The 20,806-nt window shown below is 50.7% G+C and carries 20 protein-coding genes and 1 tRNA gene; 14 read left to right on the plus strand and 7 right to left on the minus strand.

Features of this window, described 5'->3' with window-relative positions; genetic code table 11:
• Positions 1-205 precede the first annotated feature (205 nt).
• On the plus strand, positions 206-658 hold the full coding sequence (locus C2U41_RS25570; protein ID WP_003839618.1) for a YhcH/YjgK/YiaL family protein: 453 nt from the start codon (positions 206-208) through the stop codon (positions 656-658).
• A gap of 106 nt (positions 659-764) precedes the next feature.
• Here the strand turns inward: C2U41_RS25570 and argF are convergent, their stop codons facing one another.
• Positions 765-1,769 carry an ornithine carbamoyltransferase gene (gene argF, locus C2U41_RS25575; RefSeq protein WP_003844898.1) on the minus strand — a complete coding sequence of 335 codons (1,005 nt, stop codon included), beginning with the start codon at positions 1,767-1,769 and terminating at the stop codon, positions 765-767.
• Positions 1,770-1,932: 163 nt separating this feature from the next.
• Between argF and rraB the strand changes: the two genes are divergently transcribed.
• The 3 genes from rraB to C2U41_RS25590 all read left to right on the plus strand — a co-directional run bounded on the left by rraB (position 1,933) and on the right by C2U41_RS25590 (position 4,162).
• A complete protein-coding gene (rraB, locus tag C2U41_RS25580; protein ID WP_003025845.1) occupies positions 1,933-2,358 on the plus strand; it encodes a ribonuclease E inhibitor RraB in 426 nt (141 codons plus the stop codon).
• Positions 2,359-2,409: 51 nt separating this feature from the next.
• Positions 2,410-3,168 carry a tRNA isopentenyl-2-thiomethyl-A-37 hydroxylase MiaE gene (gene miaE, locus C2U41_RS25585; protein WP_103848386.1) on the plus strand — a complete coding sequence of 253 codons (759 nt, stop codon included), beginning with the start codon at positions 2,410-2,412 and terminating at the stop codon, positions 3,166-3,168.
• A 163-nt stretch (positions 3,169-3,331) separates the two neighbouring features.
• Positions 3,332-4,162, plus strand: a complete 831-nt coding sequence (locus tag C2U41_RS25590; protein ID WP_003839625.1) for a hypothetical protein — start codon at positions 3,332-3,334, stop codon at positions 4,160-4,162.
• Between the two features lie 26 nt (positions 4,163-4,188).
• On the opposite strand, the gene C2U41_RS25595 is transcribed toward C2U41_RS25590, so the two are convergent.
• From C2U41_RS25595 to pepA, 4 genes are all read right to left on the minus strand, one after another.
• Positions 4,189-4,692 (minus strand): GNAT family N-acetyltransferase, encoded by a 504-nt coding sequence (locus tag C2U41_RS25595; RefSeq protein ID WP_003025856.1) that lies wholly within the window; start codon positions 4,690-4,692, stop codon positions 4,189-4,191.
• 219 nt (positions 4,693-4,911) lie between these two features.
• Complete coding sequence (locus C2U41_RS25600; protein ID WP_103848387.1) at positions 4,912-7,767, minus strand: valine--tRNA ligase; 2,856 nt, start codon at positions 7,765-7,767, stop codon at positions 4,912-4,914.
• Entirely contained in the window at positions 7,767-8,210 is a 444-nt protein-coding gene (gene holC / locus C2U41_RS25605) for a DNA polymerase III subunit chi (RefSeq protein ID WP_103848388.1), read from the minus strand. Before holC ends, C2U41_RS25600 begins: the two co-directional genes overlap by 1 nt.
• 116 nt (positions 8,211-8,326) lie before the next feature.
• Entirely contained in the window at positions 8,327-9,838 is a 1,512-nt protein-coding gene (pepA, locus tag C2U41_RS25610; protein WP_003025870.1) for a leucyl aminopeptidase, read from the minus strand.
• A 153-nt stretch (positions 9,839-9,991) separates the two neighbouring features.
• Here pepA and C2U41_RS29835 point away from each other — a divergent pair, with 153 nt between their 5' ends.
• The 3 genes from C2U41_RS29835 to lptG all read left to right on the plus strand — a co-directional run bounded on the left by C2U41_RS29835 (position 9,992) and on the right by lptG (position 12,287).
• Positions 9,992-10,042 carry a hypothetical protein gene (locus tag C2U41_RS29835; protein WP_212723231.1) on the plus strand — a complete coding sequence of 17 codons (51 nt, stop codon included), beginning with the start codon at positions 9,992-9,994 and terminating at the stop codon, positions 10,040-10,042.
• A gap of 62 nt (positions 10,043-10,104) precedes the next feature.
• A complete protein-coding gene (gene lptF / locus C2U41_RS25620) occupies positions 10,105-11,205 on the plus strand; it encodes an LPS export ABC transporter permease LptF (RefSeq protein WP_003839630.1) in 1,101 nt (366 codons plus the stop codon).
• Positions 11,205-12,287: an LPS export ABC transporter permease LptG gene (gene lptG / locus C2U41_RS25625; protein ID WP_003025875.1), complete on the plus strand. Its 1,083-nt coding sequence runs from the start codon at positions 11,205-11,207 to the stop codon at positions 12,285-12,287. The genes lptF and lptG overlap by 1 nt, the downstream gene beginning before the upstream one ends.
• Positions 12,288-12,388: 101 nt before the next feature.
• On the opposite strand, the gene C2U41_RS25630 is transcribed toward lptG, so the two are convergent.
• Positions 12,389-13,891, minus strand: coding sequence for a helicase HerA-like C-terminal domain-containing protein (locus C2U41_RS25630; protein ID WP_103848405.1), 1,503 nt, complete (start codon positions 13,889-13,891; stop codon positions 12,389-12,391).
• A 147-nt stretch (positions 13,892-14,038) separates the two neighbouring features.
• Positions 14,039-15,058 carry an NADPH-dependent aldehyde reductase Ahr gene (gene ahr / locus C2U41_RS25635; RefSeq protein ID WP_103848389.1) on the minus strand — a complete coding sequence of 340 codons (1,020 nt, stop codon included), beginning with the start codon at positions 15,056-15,058 and terminating at the stop codon, positions 14,039-14,041.
• Positions 15,059-15,288: 230 nt separating this feature from the next.
• On the opposite strand from ahr, the gene C2U41_RS25640 reads away from it, so the two are divergent.
• From C2U41_RS25640 to C2U41_RS25670, 7 genes are all read left to right on the plus strand, one after another.
• Positions 15,289-15,373 (plus strand) — tRNA-Leu (locus tag C2U41_RS25640).
• Between the two features lie 189 nt (positions 15,374-15,562).
• Positions 15,563-16,813, plus strand: coding sequence for a tyrosine-type recombinase/integrase (locus tag C2U41_RS25645; protein ID WP_103848390.1), 1,251 nt, complete (start codon positions 15,563-15,565; stop codon positions 16,811-16,813).
• Positions 16,814-16,900: 87 nt separating this feature from the next.
• Complete coding sequence (locus C2U41_RS25650) at positions 16,901-18,040, plus strand: DNA cytosine methyltransferase (RefSeq protein WP_059236049.1); 1,140 nt, start codon at positions 16,901-16,903, stop codon at positions 18,038-18,040.
• Complete coding sequence (locus C2U41_RS25655) at positions 17,976-19,052, plus strand: hypothetical protein (RefSeq protein WP_032301165.1); 1,077 nt, start codon at positions 17,976-17,978, stop codon at positions 19,050-19,052. Before C2U41_RS25650 ends, C2U41_RS25655 begins: the two co-directional genes overlap by 65 nt.
• 141 nt (positions 19,053-19,193) lie before the next feature.
• A complete protein-coding gene (locus C2U41_RS25660; RefSeq protein WP_103848391.1) occupies positions 19,194-20,003 on the plus strand; it encodes a DUF6387 family protein in 810 nt (269 codons plus the stop codon).
• A gap of 165 nt (positions 20,004-20,168) precedes the next feature.
• A complete protein-coding gene (locus C2U41_RS25665; protein WP_059236045.1) occupies positions 20,169-20,375 on the plus strand; it encodes a helix-turn-helix transcriptional regulator in 207 nt (68 codons plus the stop codon).
• Positions 20,376-20,395: 20 nt separating this feature from the next.
• Positions 20,396-20,710: a hypothetical protein gene (locus C2U41_RS25670; RefSeq protein WP_103848392.1), complete on the plus strand. Its 315-nt coding sequence runs from the start codon at positions 20,396-20,398 to the stop codon at positions 20,708-20,710.
• Positions 20,711-20,806: the final 96 nt, after the last annotated feature.

Raw genomic sequence — 20,806 nt, forward strand, 5'->3', positions numbered from 1 at the left:
AGTATGTTACTGATCAGATTGAAAAAGGGTAGCCGAAAGTTATGCAAAGTTTATGCATAACCTGTTGCTGAGAGTTAGCAATTATTTAACACCATCAGCGATAAACATGCGTTGACGCAAAATATCGGCAAATAGCAGTAGTATGGCAGGCCGTTTTTTCGTATAACAACTAAAATGAAACGATGTTTTAATTAAGGGGTTTGAGATGATTGTTGGCAATATTCACAACCTGGATGCCTGGCTGCCGGAAGAGCTGCGTCAGGCAATTGAACACATTAAAGCGCATGTGACGGATGCGACGGAAAAAGGTAAGCATGACATCGACGGCGATCGTCTGTTTTATCTGATTGCCGAAGATATGACGGAGCCGTTTGCACAGCGCCGCGCCGAGTATCACGCCCGCTATCTGGATATTCAGATCCTGCTCAAAGGCCAGGAAGGAATGACCTTCAGCACGCAGCCTGCGGGCGCGCCGGAAACTGACTGGCTGGCGGATAAAGACATCGCCTTCCTGCCGGAAGGGGTACAGGAGAAAACGGTGGTGCTGAACGAAGGTGACTTCGTGGTGTTCTATCCGGGTGAAGTGCATAAACCGCTGTGCGCGGTCGGTGCTCCAGCGCTGGTACGCAAAGCCGTAGTGAAAATGCAAGTGGCATAAGCGTATTTGCCGGGGGCGGCTTCGCCTTGCCCGGCCTACGAGAGCGCGGTTGTAGGCCGGATAAGATGCTTAGCATCGCCATACGGCATTCTTTTCATCCATGCCCTCACTTCGCCAGCGTCGCCACCATCACCGCTTTGATGGTGTGCATCCGGTTTTCCGCCTGATCAAATACGATGCTGGCGGGTGATTCAAAGACCTCATCGGTCACTTCCATACCGCCGTGCAGACCATATTCCTGTGCCATTTGTTTGCCAAGCGTGGTTTGATCGTCATGAAACGCGGGCAGGCAGTGCAGGAATTTCACCTGTGGATTGCCGGTCAACGCCATCATCGTGCTATTAACCTGGTACTTACGCAGCAGCGCAATACGTTCGGCCCACTTCTCTTTTGCTTCGCCCATTGATACCCAGACGTCGGTATAGATAAAGTCCGCACCTTTCACGCCCGCGGCGACATCTTCGGTCAGCGTAATATTGCCGCCGTTTTTCTGCGCCAGCGCTTTGCACTCTGCAACCAGACTTTCCTCTGGCCAGCAGGCCTGCGGTGCGACCAGGCGCAGATCCAGCCCGGTTAACGCAGCGGCTTCCAGCATGGAATTGCCCATATTGTTGCGGGCATCACCGGTGTAGACCAGCGTCATCTCATTAAACGCTTTACCCGGCAGGTGTTCCTGCATAGTTAACAGATCCGCCAGCAGCTGGGTGGGATGAAACTCGTTGGTTAATCCGTTCCACACCGGAACTCCGGCATATTCCGCCAGCGTCTCGACAATCTCCTGGCCGTGTCCCCGATACTGAATACCGTCGTACATGCGGCCGAGCACGCGGGCGGTGTCTTTGATCGACTCTTTATGGCCAATCTGGCTGCCGCTTGGCCCGAGATACGTCACGCGAGCGCCCTGGTCGTATGCGGCAACTTCGAAAGAGCAACGGGTGCGGGTTGAGTCTTTTTCGAAGATGAGCGCGATGTTTTTACCGGTGAGCTTTGCGACTTCAGTGCCGTTTTTCTTATCTGCCTTTAGCTGCGCGGCGAGCTGGAGCAGTGACGTGAGTTCAGCAGAGGTGAAATCAAGCAGTTTCAAAAAATGTTTATGATAAAACGCAGACATGGTTCCCTCACATGGCTTAGGCTATTTATTGAATTAAAATTCAATTTATATGGATGTTTATTCATTTGCAACCCTGTTTAACAAATCTTTCCTGGAAAGGTGGAGGCAATGACAGCGGTATGTGACAATAAGAGTATCGGCAGGACATTATGAGGAACGAGCCATGGCAAACCCGGAACTACTGGAAGAACAGCGTGAAGAAACGCGCTTGATTATTGAAGAGTTACTCGAAGATGGCAGCGATCCAGACGCGCTGTACACCATTGAGCATCACCTTTCCGCGGATGACTTCGAAACCCTGGAAAAAGCGGCAGTAGAAGCCTTCAAGCTGGGGTATGAAGTGACCGAGCCGGAAGAGCTGGAAGTGGAAGAAGGCGACACGGTTATTTGCTGTGACATTTTGAGCGAATGTGCACTGAATGCGGAGTTGATCGATGCTCAGGTTGAGCAGCTGATGAACCTGGCTGAAAAATATGATGTGGAATACGACGGTTGGGGCACCTATTTTGAAGACCCGAACGGCGAAGAAGGTGAAGACGGCGACGATGAAGATCTCGTCGACGAAGATGATGACGGCGTGCGTCACTAAGTCATCTACTGACCTGCGGTAGCCCAGGCTGCCGCAGGCCAAGGACAATGTATGGATTATCTGCAAATACTCTCCCCGATTCACAATTTCCTGCACTGTAAAACGCCCCAGGCCTGGCTTGATAAAGCGCGAGACCCGGCTAATCTGCCTCTGTTATTGACCGACCACCTCGTCTGTGAGCTGAAAGCGGTGCAAACGGCGATGCTGCTGGTGCGTAAGTATGTCGCAGATAAACAGGGATCTCAGGCGCTGCTGGACTGGCTGAAACCCTATGAAGCGTTTGCTTTCAGAGAAGGGGATGAGCCGGATTTTATCGCGCTGAATAAACAGATAAGCAAAAGCGTGATGCCGCAAACCGACGACCCGTGGGGACGCAAGCTTATCGACAGCATGGTTTTGCTGATCAAAGAAGAATTGCATCATTTCTGGCAGGTGCGTGAGGCGATGATGAGTCGCAACATTCCCTATATTAAGATTACCGCCAGCCGTTACGCCAAAGGCATGCTCAAAGAGGTGCGCACCCACGAGCCGCTGACGTTAATCGATAAACTGATTTGCGGGGCTTACATTGAGGCGCGTTCCTGTGAACGGTTCGCCGCGCTCGCACCGTATCTGGATGACGATTTGCAGGCGTTTTATCTGTCGCTGCTGCGATCCGAGGCGCGGCACTATCAGGATTACCTGGCGCTGGCGCAGCAGGTTTCAACCGATGATATCAGTAGCCGGGTGCAGTTTTTTGGCGAAGTAGAAGCCGCGTTGATCACCTCTCCTGACGATGAATTCCGCTTTCACAGCGGTGTGCCAGCTTAGTTCCTTTCTTTGACGCGCGTGCCCATCGCCGCGCGGTTTAATCCTTCCTTTTTCTGTTAGCAAAATCTGGTGGCTGGAAATAGCTCGCTGCTGCCGTAATAATCAAAACATCGAAGGGGAAATATATCCCTGTAACAGAGACGATTTGGCATAAGGATGGTTAATGAACTGGGCACACGTTTTGTTGGCAGGTTACATCGGGGCGGTGATTGCTATCGTCGTCGGCATGTTTCGCAAAAAAGGCTGGTTGGGCAAGGTCTCCGGCGCGGTGGTCTTTGTGGTAGCGATTATCGCGTGGAATCTGTTTGATGTGCACTACCTGATCCCACGCGAAAGCCCGGATTATGGTCTGACGGATGCGCAGAAATTTGAAAACGCGATGCTGTCCATGCCCGTTTATCAGGTGCTTAAGGAGCAGGAGCCAGCGCTGTGGCAGAACATCCTCACCCAGGCAACGCAGCTGAAAGAGGCGGGGAAAAGCGAACAGCAGATTATCGACGCTATTCAGCCGCAGATCCTACAGGTACAGATGGCGCGTTTGCAGCAGGCGCCTGATGCCAACGTGATCGAGTATATGAAGATTAATCTCGAGCAGATTGCCGCGGTGGCAAAAGTGGGCAATGACGAATGTTTTCGCTTTTTGTTCCCGGCAGTGAAAGGCGGGATTAACCCGGTGCGTATTATTCCGCGCGAGCTCATGAACCGTCGTATGGCCAGCGACATGAGTATGATGCACGCGGCCTATGGCCCGAACAAACATACGGTTACGGCGGAAGAAAAACAGTTGGCGCTTCAGGATCTGCAATCCATCAGTCCGGGGCTGGTACAACGCTTTGGACCAGATATCCAAATCATGGCCGATCCGAGTAAAGGCGTGGGCAAAGAGAAAGTCGCCTGTGAAATGGTGCAAGATTTATGGTCACAGGTGCTGAAGCTGCCAACCGCTCGCGCGGCTGGCGTTATTCGACTGATGCTCTCAGCCGAGATGCAGTAACGCGGTTAAAGCCTCTCGGCGTAAGGTCAGAGGGGCTTTAACATTCGCACTTCACAATCTACGTGCCCGGTACAGCCCAGCGCTTCGCTGATATGCTCAAAGCCTAAATGCTCATACAGGCGAATTGCCTCAGTCAGAAAAGCCGTGGTCTCAAGATAGCACTGCTTAAAACCTTGCTCACGGGCATGTTCAAGCGCCATCAGCGCCAGTTTTTTCGCCAGCCCCTGACCGCGCGCGCTCGACAGGAAGTACATCTTTTGCAGCTCGCAAATGTCTGGTTCACTACATCCTAACGGTGCAACACCGCCGCCGCCCACGACTTCACCGTTTTGCTCAACCACCCAGTAGGCCGCGCCCGGCTGGCTGTAAACCTGGAACAATTCGTCCAGATTAGGGTCGGCAACGGTGTAGCCTTTATCGGCGGTCAGGCCGTATTCAGCGGAAACTTTGCGGATAACGCGGGCAATTGCGGCGTTATCATCGGCAGAAATTCGGCGCAGCGTTGCCGCGACGGAGGTAATGGCACTCATAGCGAACTCATGACATAAAAGTGAGACATATGCAGTTAATACCACTGCGGTGAGGGGAAGCGCAAGCGAGGATAATTCAATAAAAAGCTTCTGAGCATATGCGTCAGAGGCTTTTATTGTCTGCGGCGTCGGATGCGCTACGCTTATCCGACCTACGTTGACGGTGCCCGTAGGCCGGATAAGCGCAAGCGCCATCCGGCAAACGTACAGGCACGATGATTACAGCGCGGCGATGACCGCCTGCTGTTCAATCAGCTTCGCTTTGGCTTCTGCGTAACCGTCCAGCTTCTCACGCTCTTTGGCGATGACCGCTTCAGGGGCGCGGGCAACGAAACCTTCGTTGGACAGTTTGCCTTCGATACGGGCAATCTCACCTTCGATTTTCGCCACTTCTTTCGCCAGACGCGCCAGCTCATCTTCTTTGTTGATGAGGCCCGCCATCGGGATCAGCAGCTCGGCGCCGTCGATGATTTTGGTCACGGAGACCGGACCTTTGTCATCGGCTGGCAGCACGGTGATGCTTTCCAGACGCGCCAGGTTAAGCAGGAAGCTCTTGTTGTCGTTTACACGACGCATTGCGTCCGCGCTGCAACCACGCAGCAACAGCTCCAGCGGTTTGCCCGGGGCAATGTTCATTTCCGCGCGAATATTACGTACGGCAACGATCGCCTGCTTCAGCCATTCGGTATCGGCCAGCGCCGCTTCATCTACCTGAGCCGCGTTATATTCCGGGAACGGCTGCAGCATGATGGTATCTGCGGTGTTGCCACAAATCACCTTCACACGCTGCCAGATGGTTTCGGTGATGAACGGAATGATCGGGTGCGCCAGGCGCAGCAGACCTTCCAGCACGGTCACCAGCGTATTGCGGGTGCCGCGCAGTTCAGCATCAGTTCCTCCGGTCATTACCGGCTTGGTCAGCTCCAGATACCAGTCGCAGAACTGGTTCCAGGTGAACTCGTACAGGATGCCCGCAGCAATATCGAAGCGGAAGTTATCCAGCGCTTCGCGGTACGCTTTGATGGTCTGGTTGAATTCAGCGAGGATCCAGCGGTCGGCCAGAGACAGGGTCATTTCGCCGCCGTTGAAGCCGCAATCATTTCCTTCAGTGTTCATCAGCACGAAGCGGCTGGCGTTCCACAGCTTGTTACAGAAGTTACGGTAACCTTCCAGACGCTTCATATCCCAGTTGATGTCGCGGCCGGTAGAGGCCAGCGCCGCCAGGGTGAAACGCAGGGCGTCGGTGCCGTGCGGCTCAATACCGTTCGGGAACTGCTTCTCGGTACGTTTGGCAATCTTCTCAGCCAACTGCGGCTGCATCATGTTGCCGGTGCGTTTCTCCAGCAGCTCCGGCAGTGAGATACCGTCGACCATATCCAGCGGGTCGATAACGTTGCCCTTGGATTTGGACATCTTCTGGCCTTCGTCATCACGGATCAGACCGGTCATGTAGACGGTCTTAAACGGAACCTGCGGCTTGCCGTTTTCATCTTTGATGAAGTGCATGGTCATCATGATCATGCGGGCAATCCAGAAGAAGATAATGTCGAAGCCGGAGACCATCACGCTGGTTGGGTGGAACTGACGCAGCGCGTCGGTGTTTTCCGGCCAGCCGAGCGTGGAGAAGGTCCACAGCGCGGAGGAGAACCAGGTATCCAGAACGTCTTCGTCCTGACGAAGCTGAACGTCGGCGCCGAGGTTGTTTTCCTGACGCACTTCGTCTTCGGTACGGCCAACATATACGTTGCCGTCGTTGTCATACCATGCCGGGATACGGTGACCCCACCACAGCTGACGGGAAATACACCAGTCCTGAATATCGCGCATCCAGGAGAAGTACATGTTTTCGTACTGCTTCGGTACGAACTGGATGTCGCCGTTTTCAACCGCTTCAACCGCCGGTTTTGCCAGCACGTCGGCACGGACGTACCACTGGTCGGTCAGCATCGGTTCGATAACCACACCGCCACGGTCGCCGTAAGGAACGGTCAGATCGTGAGGTTTGATCTCTTCCAGCAGGCCCATCGCATCAATGGCAGCGACGATCGCTTTACGCGCGGCAAAGCGTTCCAGCTTCTGGAACTCAGCCGGGATTTCATTGGAGTAAACGTCGGACTCTTCACCTTTGGTGTCGTACACTTCCGCGGTTTCACGGATGTCACCGTCAAAGGTCAGAATGTTGATCATCGGCAGGCCGTGACGTTTCCCGACTTCGTAGTCGTTAAAGTCGTGTGCCGGGGTGATCTTCACGCAGCCGGTACCTTTTTCCATATCGGCGTGTTCATCACCGACAATCGGAATGCGGCGGTTAACCAGCGGCAGGATAACGAATTTGCCGATCAGATCTTTATAGCGTGGATCTTCCGGGTTCACGGCCACGCCGGTGTCGCCCAGAATGGTTTCCGGACGGGTGGTCGCCACGACCAGGTAATCTTTACCGTCAGCGGTTTTCGCACCGTCGGCCAGCGGATAGCGGATGTGCCACATCGAGCCTTTAGACTCGCGGTTTTCCACTTCCAGGTCAGAGATGGCGGTGCGCAGTTTCGGGTCCCAGTTGACCAGGCGCTTGCCACGGTAAATCAGGTCTTCTTTGTACAGGCGAACGAAGACTTCTTTCACGGCATTGGAAAGGCCTTCGTCCATGGTGAAGCGCTCGCGCTCCCAGTCAACGGAGTTGCCGAGACGGCGCATCTGACGGGTAATGGTGCCGCCGGATTCCGCTTTCCACTGCCAAATTTTATCGATAAACGCTTCGCGACCGTAGTCGTGACGGGTTTTACCTTCTTCAGCGGCAATCTTACGCTCAACCACCATCTGGGTAGCGATACCCGCGTGGTCGGTACCAGCCTGCCACAGGGTGTTTTTACCCTGCATTCGCTGGTAGCGAATCATGGTATCCATGATGGTTTGCTGGAAAGCATGACCCATATGCAAACTGCCGGTGACGTTCGGCGGCGGGATCATGATGCAGAAGGACTCTTTGCTTTCATCGCCGTTAGGTTTGAAATAGCCCTGCTTTTCCCAGTGCTCGTAAAGCGGCTGTTCGATATCTTGTGGGTTGTATGTCTTTTCCATTATTTCCAGGTTGCCGTATTCAGGTTAAAACCAGCCACGCGGTAAGTTTTGTAGCGATCGCGTGCCGATTGTTTCAAAGAATCTTCGTAAGGAACGAAGTCTATCACTTCTGTGAAAGCGGTGGCAAAATCTGCAAAGCCAACGCGCAAACTGATGAGCAGGTCGCGCGGGCTGCTATTGCGTTTCTCCGGCCAGGCAATCTCTACCGGCGCGCCGCCTCTGGGGCCTTCGCCCGCCAGATTATGCGGAACAAAGCTTTCTGCCGGTCTTGCCCACAGGGCTTCATCCAGTCGAAGAGCCTGCTTTTCGTTTTCACAGGCGATAAGCACGCGCTTGCCAGCCCGCCAACGTTCTGCGGCAATTTCACACACCAGTTGCTCGACGGCGCTTAAACCATCTTGTTGTGTGTCGTTGTCCAGAAGATAGAACGTCGCATTCTTCATATATGGGGCTTCTTGTGGTGGATTTAAATGCAAAGCCGGGTGGCGCTACGCTTACCCGGCCTACGGTTGAGTGACGTTGTAGGCCGGGTAAGCGTAGCGCCACCCGGCGTTTTACATCACTCTTCGCCGTTAAAACCCGCGCGATTGAGCAGGAACTGCGACAGTAACGCGACCGGACGACCGGTTGCGCCTTTGGCTTTCCCTGAACGCCATGCGGTACCAGCGATATCCAGGTGCGCCCAGTTGTACTTACGGGTAAAGCGTGACAGGAAGCAGCCCGCGGTAATGGCGCCGCCAGGGCGTCCGCCGATGTTCGCCATATCCGCAAAGTTAGACTCTAACTGCTCCTGGTATTCATCACCCAGCGGCAAACGCCACGCGCGGTCGCCAGCCTGCTCGGACGCACCGATCAGCTCATGCGCCAGCGGGTTGTGGTTCGACATCAGGCCGGTGATGTGATGGCCCAGCGCAATCACGCACGCGCCGGTCAGGGTCGCAACGTCAATCACCGCCTCCGGCTCAAAGCGCTCGACGTAGGTTAACACGTCGCACAGCACCAGACGGCCTTCGGCGTCGGTATTGAGCACTTCAACGGTCTGACCAGACATGGTGGTCAGCACGTCGCCTGGGCGATACGCGCGGCCACCCGGCATATTTTCGCAGCCCGCCAGTACGCCGACGACGTTGATGGGCAACTGAAGCTCGGCCACCATGCGCATTACGCCGTACACAGCCGCCGCGCCGCACATGTCGTACTTCATCTCATCCATGCCTTCGGCTGGTTTGATGGAGATACCGCCGGAGTCGAAGGTTAACCCTTTACCGACCAGTACAATCGGACGCGCGTCTTCGGACGGGTTGCCTTTGTACTCGATGACTGACATCAGCGACTCGTTCTGCGAACCGTGACCGACGGCGAGATAAGAGTGCATACCCAGCTCTTTCATCTGCTGCTCGCCGATCACGCGGGTCACAACATTTTTGCTGTAGCTGTCTGCCAGCTGACGCGCCTGAGAGGCCAGATAAGCTGCGTTACAGATGTTCGGCGGCATGTTGCCGAGATCTTTCGCCGCTTTAATGCCAGCGGCGATTGCCAGACCGTGTTGGATCGCACGCTCACCGCTGGTCAGCTCGCGGCGGGTCGGCACGTTGAAGACCATTTTACGCAGCGGGCGACGCGGCTCGCTTTTGTTGGTCTTCAACTGGTCAAAGCTGTACAGCGTTTCCTGTGCCGTCTCAACGGCCTGGCGCACTTTCCAGTAGTTATTACGCCCTTTGACGTGAAGCTCAGTCAGAAAGCAGACGGCTTCCATTGAGCCAGTATCATTCAGCGTATTGATGGTTTTCTGAATGACCTGCTTGTACTGGCGCTCATCAAGTTCGCGCTCTTTGCCACAACCAATAAGGAGAATTCGCTCAGACAGAACGTTAGGAACATGGTGCAGCAACAGGGTTTGACCCGGTTTGCCTTCCAGTTCGCCACGACGCAGCAGTGCGCTGATGTACCCGTCGCTGATCTTGTCGAGCTGCTCTGCAATCGGAGAGAGGCGGCGTGGTTCAAAGACACCCACGACGATGCACGCACTCCGCTGTTTCTCCGGGCTACCGCTTTTTACACTGAACTCCATGCACTACGCTCCTGAATCTTAAAGACAACGGCGGTGGCTACGGATAGAATTGCAAGCTTTCGTAACTCATACCCGCTGTTGCGGTGACTTCGTGTTAATCTTAACGTTATTACGGCATTGGCACGTCAGAACAATTTCTGAGAGGTGGATCCGTTGAGTATAATGATCTTAGCGACGATTTCGACGACTCAAGAGAATAAATGACGTTTAAGCCATGAAACAAGCTAAATTCCGGCAAAAGACGGGTTTTTACGGGCGTATTTAAAGTGATAATCATAAGATATCTGGTTCGGGAAACGCTCAAAAGCCAACTTGCGATCCTATTCATCCTGCTTTTGATCTTCTTTTGTCAAAAGTTGGTCAGGATCCTTGGTGCGGCTGTTGACGGTGATATCCCGGCAAATCTGGTGCTCTCGCTGCTGGGGCTGGGCGTGCCAGAAATGGCGCAACTTATCTTGCCCTTAAGCCTGTTCCTCGGGCTGCTGATGACGCTGGGCAAACTGTATACCGAAAGTGAAATTACGGTCATGCATGCCTGCGGGCTGAGCAAGGCTGTGCTTGTTAAAGCGGCGATGGTGCTGGCGTTGTTTACCAGTATTATTGCGGCGGTCAACGTGATGTGGGCCGGACCGTGGTCCTCCAGACATCAGGACGAAGTCCTGGCGGAGGCGAAAGCGAACCCCGGTATGGCGGCGCTTGCTCAGGGGCAATTCCAGCAGGCGACCAACGGCAGTTCGGTGCTGTTTATCGAAAGCGTTGACGGCAGCAACTTCAAAGACGTGTTTCTCGCGCAAATCCGCCCGAAAGGCAACGCTCGTCCTTCGGTCGTCGTAGCTGATTCCGGACATCTTACCCAATTGCGCGATGGCTCTCAGGTTGTGACGCTAAACCAGGGGACGCGCTTTGAAGGTACCGCGCTGCTGCGCGATTTCCGCATTACCGACTTCCAGGATTATCAGGCGATTATCGGCCATCAGGCCGTGGCGCTGGATCCAAACGATACCGAACAGATGACCATGCGTACGCTGCTGGCGACCGACACCGATCGCGCCCGCGCGGAGCTGACCTGGCGTATCACGTTAGTATTCACCGTATTTATGATGGCGCTGATGGTTGTACCGCTGAGCGTGGTAAACCCGCGTCAGGGTCGCGTGTTGTCGATGCTGCCAGCAATGCTGCTCTATTTGCTGTTCTTCCTGGTTCAGACATCGCTGAAGTCGAACGGTGGCAAAGGTAAGCTGGATCCGGTGTTCTGGATGTGGGTGGTTAACCTGGCTTATCTGGCGCTGGCGATTGTGCTTAACCTCTGGGATACGGTGCCGATGCGCCGCTTGCGTGCCCGTTTTATGCGTAAAGGAGCGGTATAATGCAGCCTTTTGGTGTACTTGACCGCTATATCGGTAAAACCATTTTCACCACCATCATGATGACGCTGTTCATGCTGGTGTCGCTCTCCGGGATCATCAAGTTCGTTGACCAGCTGAAAAAAGCCGGGCAGGGGAGCTACGATGCGATGGGCGCCGGGCTGTATACCCTGCTCAGTGCGCCGAAAGATATCCAGATCTTCTTCCCGATGGCGGCGCTGCTAGGGGCATTGCTGGGGCTGGGCATGCTGGCCCAGCGCAGTGAACTGGTGGTGATGCAGGCTTCTGGCTTTACCCGTATGCAGGTGGCGTTGTCGGTGATGAAAACCGCGATTCCGCTGGTGCTGCTGACGATGGCCATTGGCGAATGGGTCGCACCGCAGGGTGAACAGATGGCGCGTAACTACCGTGCGCAGCAGATGTACGGCGGCTCGCTGCTCTCTACCCAGCAGGGTTTGTGGGCGAAAGACGGTGACAGCTTTGTCTACATCGAGCGGGTGAAAGGCGAGGCCGAGTTGGGCGGGATTAGCATCTACTCGTTTAACGACAAGCGCCGTCTGCAGTCTGTACGCTACGCTGCGAGCGCGACGTTTGACCCGGAGCAGAAGGTTTGGCGTTTGTCGCAGGTGGATGAATCCAACCTGACCGATCCGAAACAAATCACCGGCTCGCAGACGGTGAGCGGCACCTGGAAAACCAATCTCACGCCCGACAAGCTCGGCGTCGTGGCGTTGGATCCTGACGCGCTGTCGATTAGCGGACTGCATAACTACGTGAAGTACCTGAAGTCGAGCGGCCAGGATGCCGGACGCTACCAGCTCAATATGTGGAGCAAAGTCTTCCAGCCTCTGTCAGTGGCGGTCATGATGCTGATGGCGCTGTCGTTTATCTTTGGTCCGCTGCGTAGCGTCCCGATGGGTGTGCGTGTGGTGACGGGGATTAGCTTCGGTTTTGTGTTCTATGTGCTGGACCAAATCTTTGGCCCGCTGACGCTGGTGTACGGCATTCCGCCGATTATCGGTGCGCTGCTGCCAAGCGCCAGCTTCTTCCTGATAAGCCTGTGGCTGATGCTGCGTAAATCGTAATCATAGTAATCGTAGGCCTGATGGCGTTGCGCTTTTCAGGCCTACTCCGGACCCGTAGGCCGGATAAGGCGTTAAGCCGCCATCCGGCAACGTAATACGGGCTAGCGTTTTCTCCCGCCCATCAAACTCCCCAACATGCCGCGGATTATCTGATTAGTAACCTGTCGTGCCGCGCTTTTCGCCACGCTCTGTACCACGCCATCACGCTTGCCGCCGCGCGGCCCTGTGCTGCCAAATAAAATATCCTTCAATCCACCGAGGATACCGCCATCCACCTCGACCGCTTTACCGTTGGCGGGAGGCGTATTTTGCTGCTCGGTACTGGCCTGCACGCCTTGCTGTAAACGTTCATAGGCGGACTCTCGGTCGATATCTTCTTCATATTTGCCGTACAGCGAAGAGTGATTAATCAGCCCGTTGCGCTCGTCGTCCGTCACCGGTCCCATCCGTGAGCACGGCGCAATCACCATCGCCCGTTCAACCACCGACGGGCTGCCTTTGGCGTCCAGAAACGACACCAGCGCCTCGCCGGTTCCCAGCTCCTGAATGGCTTTTTCGGTATCAAATGCCGGGTTGGCGCGCATGGTTTGCGCCGCGGTTTTCACTGCTTTCTGATCTTTCGGCGTGAACGCGCGCAGGGCGTGCTGCACGCGGTTCCCCAACTGACCAAGCACGTTGTCCGGAATATCCGACGGGTTTTGCGAGACGAACCACACGCCGACCCCTTTCGAGCGGATCAGACGGATCACCTGTTCGATTTTATCCAGCAGCACCTGCGGGGCATCGTTGAACAGCAGATGCGCTTCATCAAAGAAGAACACCAGTTTTGGCTTCTCCAGATCGCCCGCTTCCGGCAACTGTTCGTACAGTTCTGAGAGCATCCACAGCAGGCTGGCGGCGTACAGTTTGGGCATCTGGTAGAGCTTCTCGGCGCTGAGGATATTAATCATCCCTTTGCCGCTGGCGTCGGTACGCATCCAGTCTTTGATGTCCAGCATCGGTTCGCCAAAGAAGTGTGCCGCTCCCTGCTGCTCCAGCGACAGCAGTCCGCGCTGGATAGCCCCGACCGAAGCGCTGCTGATATTGCCGTACTGATTCTGGAAGGATTTAGCGTTATCGCCGATGTACTGAGTAATGGCCCGCAGGTCTTTGAAATCGAGCAGCAGCAGGCCCTGGTCATCGGCAATGCGGAAGATAATATCCAGCACGCCGGACTGAACGTCGTTGAGATTCAACAGACGAGCCAGCAGCAGCGGCCCGAGGTCAGATACCGTGGCTCGCACCGGGTGACCCTTTTCGCCGAAGATATCCCACACCGTGACCGGATTACCATGCGGTTGCCAGTCGGTAATGCCGATGTTTTTCAGGCGGGCGAGCAGCTTTTCAGAGGCTTGTCCTTCTTCGGCTACGCCGGTTAAGTCACCTTTCACATCGGCCATAAATACCGGTACGCCAATCTCGGACAACGATTCGGCCAGCTTTTGTAGTGTGACGGTTTTACCGGTCCCGGTGGCGCCGGTAATCAGCCCGTGACGGTTGGCCATGCCTGGCAGTAAAAACAGTTCGGTGTCCGGCGTGCGGGCAATTAGCAGGGGTGTGCTCATTGAGATTTCCTCCATTTATCCTGCCTGGAGTATAGGCAACCGTGACGCACTCTTCACCGCTAAATTGCGGAGATTGTGAGGAGAATTTTACCTGCCTGGAATAGCGGGGAGAATAGCCGGGAAGCTTACGCCACCCGGCAAAGACGATCAGAAGTCGGCTTTCAGCACCACGCGGTAGCGGGCCTTGCCGTCACGCACATGCTGGATTGCTTCGTTAATTTGCGACATCGGGTACAGCTCGGTGGTAGGCGACACCTTGCTGCGCCCGGCAAACTTCATCAGCTTGCGCAGCTCGAATGGCGTCCCGGTCGCCGAACCGGAGATGCTACGATCCCCGACAATTAAGGTGAACGCCGGTACCGGCAGCGGCTTCAGCACTGCACCGACGGTATGGAAGTTACCGCCGTAGGCCAGCGCTTCAAAATAGGGCTGCCAGTCGAGATCGACGTTAACCGTGTTAATGATGAGATCGAACTGGCCCGCCAGTGCTTTTAGCGCATCTGGATCGCGGCTGTTGACCACCTTATCCGCCCCCATTGCCAGCACTTCCTGCTCTTTCGCCGGATTGGAACTGAATGCGGTGACTTCGCAACCCATCGCGTGTAACAGCTTAATGGCGATATGCCCCAGGCCGCCGATGCCGATCACCCCGACGCGGCTGGTGGCGGTGATATGGTGCATCAGCAGCGGTTTGAACACCGTAATGCCGCCGCACAATAATGGGCCAGCGGCCGCCAGATCGATACTCTCCGGCAGCGGGATCACCCACTGCCAGTCGGCCCGCAGCTTCTCGGCAAAGCCGCCGCGATTAAGAATAGTGGGAACGGAACCTTCCAGGCAGTTGATTTGATTACCGCTGATACAGGCGTCGCAGTGCCCGCAGCTGCGGGCCGTCCAGCCAATACCGACGCGCTGACCAACCTTCAGACCCTTATCCTGCGCCGCGCTGCCGAGAGCTGCCACGCGACCAATCACCTCATGCCCGGCAACCAGCGGATACTGAGAGAACCCCCATTCGTTGTCGATCATCGACAAATCAGAATGGCAGATACCGCAGTAATCGACCTGGACTTCGACATCTTCCGGCTTGAGCTCGCCCGCATCATATTCATAGAGTTCGAGTTCGCTGCCTGCTTCTTTAGCGGCGTAGCTTTTTATCATCGACATCGTGTTTCCCTCAGTGTGGTGTTGAACTGGAAGTGTAGAGCATGGGGAAACGGGACGCTTCGCAGAAGGGGGGATTAGGGTGGTTGTTGCGGGGAATAAACTGTGATGAGGGTTACAGGTGGGAAAGGTAATGCTGAAATTTTCAACACTTAGCGAGCCAGACACACGCTGGCGCTTGCATGGTGGCGCACGACAGGTATAATCCACAACGTTTTCCGCATCCCTTCCGTGCCGGAGTGGCGAAATCGGTAGACGCAGTTGATTCAAAATCAACCGTAGAAATACGTGCCGGTTCGAGTCCGGCCTTCGGCACCATACAAAGCTTTTTTCAAGTCTACTAACGTCTAATTTAGTCCATAAAAACAGCGAGTTACGCAGGTTCTTTGCTTTCCTTAGTCTGTCCACGTCTACTCAATTCCTTGAACATATACCAACTGATGATGGTATAACTGTTGGTATTCCCGGTTCGATAGATTTTGATACCAACACTGGAGGTATCAACTGATGGCTCTCACCGATATCAAAGTTAGAACTACCAAGCCCTCCGACAAACCTTTCAAACTCACTGATGGGCAGGGGATGCACTTGCTGATCAACCCCAATGGCTCAAAATACTGGCGACTTCAATATCGTTTCGACGGTAAACAGAAAGTTTTAGCATTGGGTGTCTACCCAATGGTCTCTCTTGGTGAAGCTCGCAGGAAACGAGATGAGGCCAAAAAGTTGGTATCTGATGGTATCGACCCTTCCGAGAAGAAAAAAGCAGACAAGATCGAGCAGAGCGAAGCTCTGACATTCGAGGCTGTCGCAAGGGACTGGCATACTGCCTGTAAAAGGAAATGGTCTGATTCCCACAGCGAGAGAGTTCTAAAAAGCATGGAAGATGGTCTCTTTACTGCTATTGGTAGAAGAAAAATATCCGAACTTAATACCAGAGATCTTCTTGCCCCTATCAAGGCTGTTGAAGCTTCCGGGCGATTGGAAGTTGCTTCCCGATTACAGCAAAGAACAACGGCAGTAATGAGATATGCTGTCCAGAATGGGCTGATAGATTACAACCCTGCTCAGGAGATGGCAGGAGCTATTGCGGTAGCTAAAAGAGTCCACAGGCCAGCTTTACCATTCGAACGATTCTCAGAACTTTTAGAACGAATTGATAGTTTCAAGGGTAGAAAACTCACGAAGTTAGCCGTGAAACTCACATTGCTCATTTTCATTCGTTCAAGTGAACTCAGGTTTGCTCGTTGGTCAGAGATAGATTTCGACAATGCCATGTGGACTATCCCTGGGGAACGTGAGCCATTGCCAGGGGTCAAATATTCTCATCGAGGCTCAAAAATGAAGACCCCACACCTCGTGCCGTTAAGTCGTCAGGCTTTAGAACTCCTCAAAGATATCAGAGAAATCAGCGGTGAATGTGAACTTGTGTTCATTGGTGATCATGATTTTAGAAAGCCTATGAGTGAAAACACGGTAAACAAGGCTTTAAGGTCTATGGGCTACGACACTACGGTTGAAGTATGTGGACATGGTTTTCGTGCGATGGCATGTAGTGCGTTGATCGAATCGGGAAAATGGTCAAGGGATGCTGTTGAACGGCAGATGAGCCACCAAGAGCGAAACTCCGTTCGTGCTGCCTACATTCATAAAGCAGAACACCTTGATGAAAGAAGGCTTATGTTGCAGTGGTGGGCTGATTACCTTAATGCCTTGAAAGATAGGTTTATCAGTCCCTTTGATTTTACAACAAAGTAGCTTGATCAACTATTAACTATCCACTGGCATAGCCGTGTGATATGATTACAATGGCTATATTTTTAATTTAAATTTAATAGGTAAAAAATGTCCACAATTAACCCCGCAATTTTTTCTTTTTTCTCTGGTTCAGGATTTCTTGATCTTGGATTTGAAAAAAATGGTTATGAAGTGGTTTTCGTGAATGAATACCATGCTCCGTTTATGGATGCATATAAACATTCGAGGAAAAAATTAAATATAGCACCACCTCGTTTTGGGTATGCAGAGTGCAGTATTGAAGATGTAGAACATGAAAAAATTAAGTCTTCTATGCTTCAACTTAAAAATGAGGGGCGATTGACTGGATTTATTGGTGGTCCACCATGCCCGGATTTCTCTGTAGCGGGTAAAAATAAAGGTCGAGATGGTGAAAACGGTCGGCTTTCACAAAGCTATATTGATATCATTCTTGAAATGAAACCAGATTTCTTTCTTTTTGAGAATGTTAAAGGTCTATACCGTACCAGTAAACATAGGGAGTTTTTTGACCATTTAAAAACTCAATTAGAATCGGTTGGTTATTGTTTGCATGAAAAACTAATAAATTCTATTGAGTATGGTGCTCCTCAAGATAGGCAACGAATCATATTGATTGGTTTCCTTGATGAAAAATATGCAAGTCAGTTCAATTGGGGGCAAAGAGTCTACCCTGAAAGAACTGCATTTGAATATAATTGGCCGACGACAAACCAATTTTCAGAAAACACTTCTGTTATAAAACCAAAGGGTATCCCAGAAGAGTTAACAGTAGAGCATTGGTTCAAGAAAAACCAGGTTGATAATCATCCAAATGCAAAGCATGTATTCGCGGCAAGAGCAGGGCTTGCGAGGTTTTTGACTGTCGAGGAAGGGGACGATAGTAAAAAATCCTATAAAAGGTTGCATAGATGGAGATTTTCACCAACTGCTGCTTATGGTAATAATGAGGTACATTTACATCCTTATAAACCAAGAAGAATTACTGTTGCCGAAGCATTAGCAATTCAGTCTTTACCAAAAGAATTTGAATTACCTGCTTATATGACTCTGTCTAATATGTTTAAAACAGTCGGTAACGGTGTACCCTACTTAGCAGCGGCCGGTATTGCCAAATCTATTATAGAGCATTTAGGAATCGAATATGAGAGTAACTGCGGCGAACTTAGCACAGGCGATTGCCAATCTACCAAGAAACACGCAGTTTAATTATGTAAATGTGCGAAATTCGGGAAGAATCATTGTAACGAATGTCCAACTTCCCGAAGGCCCAATAGAATTCAAAAGATTCGATCCAAAAAAGGGTGAGACACTACATAGTTCTAAATCGGAAAGCATCTCCACACAAATGTTGTGGAGATTGGCTAATGCTTTACAGGAAGATGTCCCTGTCAATTTGGATCGTATTTTTGGTGCAAGCTATAATACACGTGCTGTTCTCGAAAGCCTTTTGGCCCATACTCCTGAGTTTTATTGGTGTAAGCTTGATCGCCTTGAGGTAATGAACACTCAGAAAAACATTAAAAAAGGTCACAAGCACCTTATTTATAGACCAAATGACCCACATGAAAATGGTGTAGCAATAGAACATATTACTAATGTTATAATTTCTGAGATGAATTTAGATGTTGTCCATCAATCAGTTGATATAGAGACAATCTTACCTACTAAAGGAATGACGATTGAGGAAAAAAGACGTCATGCACAAATTCAAATCTCATTAGTAAAAATAGGCCATTACTTAGGTTATCGAACATGGGTTGCAGCAAATGATCGAGGCCTCCAATATAATGGAAAATCTATAGCCCAAATGGATGGGGTCATAGATAATTTAAGAAATGAACAAGTGCTTCAATCATATGATAAAGCTATCAAGGAAGCTCGGCTTATAGATTGCATTTGGTTTCGAAATGGAAAATTAATGCCTGCAGTTATGGAGATTGAGCATAGCACTGGTATTAAAAGTGGTTTGGTAAGAATGAAACAATTTTATGATTATGCACCACAGTTAAAAAATATACGTTGGACCGTTGTGGCACCTGACGAATATAGAAATAAAGTTATAGAGTTTTCTAATATGCCACAGTTTAAAGAATTAGATACTCGATTCTTCCCCTATTCTGCTGTAGAGGAACTCTATTCATTATGTGCAAGAAGGAATCCTCAAGGAATTACAGACGATTTCCTCGATGCATTCATGGAAAAGTGTGTGACACATTAGTACTCCATAATCAGTTACCGGAGCAAATTACTTTGCTCTGGTTGGTTAACTGAAAATTAGTATTAAAACATGAAGGTGTTTATTTTATAAATAAATATCAAATTTAATGTTATTTTCAATGATTATTTCTAAGAGCGGTTTATGAGAGCAATTAGCCCCTTTGAGGAATTGAAGAACTGGTTTAATCTTGATAACTACGAACCGATAAAATCGGTTACAATCAAGGAACTGCATAGAGAAATTGTCTTTAGAGAAGTGATTTTTGATAGTATAAATTTTGAATGGGAAGATGAAAATCAAAATTTGAAGTCAATCCTTGACGGTAATCCTATTTTAAGTAGACAAGAAAATTATCATGATCCCTATGTTAAGGGACAAAAACATGTTGTACAGATAAGTTTCGGTGATATAGAAAAATTAGAGAAAAAACTAATAATGTTTGATATGGATTTCTTTGAACAGAATGGTGATTTTAAGAAAGAATTAAAAAATAAACCCATAACACAAACCATGAGAGACTTTTTTCTCAACAAAAATAGCAGCAAGATGTATGTATCATTTGATTTGGGGTTATCTAGTGATGAGGAAATTATATCAGCCCTGCAAACTATGCTTCCAACTCTAAGGAAAGAATACGAGATTGATCCAGTAAAAACAGAAAAGATAGGGCTCGCAAAAATAAGAAAACTTATCGATTACAACATTATTCCTATGATGGACCTACTAATTTGGTCAAAATTCAAAAAAGCAAAAATATCAAATATGGTCTTGTCTCGTGTGTTGTATCCTGATTTCACTCACGAGATTAGAGGCGAAGATCACATTAAAGATACAGATAGGCCCGTTGCTGAGAAGGCTTTAAATGGAGAGATAACTCGTAGTTTGGAGTACTTTCTTAGTAAAAACAGTCATCTCACCAACATACCGATTTCAGAACTCGGATCTCTCTAGCTATAAATCATCATGCAATTGTCAAGGGGATGGTGAAAATATTTTTCTTCCCCTAAATTTCTCTCCATTCTTCCCTCATCTAAATTTTCAGTTATCAGCACTCCCTTCATAGATACAAATCTGTGTGGCTAATATCTCCTTAACGGAAGCGGAGGAGACAGCCAAATGAATACAACCAATCAAAGCTTAATTCGTTTACCAGAAGTCTTGAAACGAACTGGTTTCGGCAAGGCCTGGATCTATCGTCTGATCAGTGAAGGTCGGTTTCCGGCACCCGTTAAGATAGGAGTTCGTGCCGTTGCTTTTATCGAGAGTGAAGTTGACGAGTGGATTCAATCAGTTATCGAAACAAGTCGAAATAATGTTGCTTAGTTAATTTGGGGAGACATGTTATGAATATCGAAGAATTTGTGAGTGAAGATAACCATATGTGTAATCTGGGTCAGGAACTTTTTTTTGAAATTTTCGAACCCGGAGCGATTTACGATTTACCTGATAATGAGTTTAACAGAAAGATTGTTTACTGGTTAAGCCAGTATTTAGTGGGGAATCTAAGAGAACCGTTAGATTCGATCTCTGAGCTTAATATTTTCGAACAGTTTAATGTTTATGAGACATGGTTCTCGCTAATTAAATGCCCTGATGAAATTAGGAATTTATCGAAACGGATAATTCGATATCAGATTGGGCTGAAAACTCTTTTATAAAAATGTAAAGTTTGGCCCCATATTTTGGCATAAAACCTTACAAAATAACTTACATTATTTTGGTTGCCGTTTATTAGCAAGGCAGTGAGATAGTTT

The organism is Citrobacter freundii complex sp. CFNIH4, from assembly GCF_002934505.1.
Taxonomy (GTDB): Bacteria; Pseudomonadota; Gammaproteobacteria; order Enterobacterales; family Enterobacteriaceae; genus Citrobacter; species Citrobacter freundii.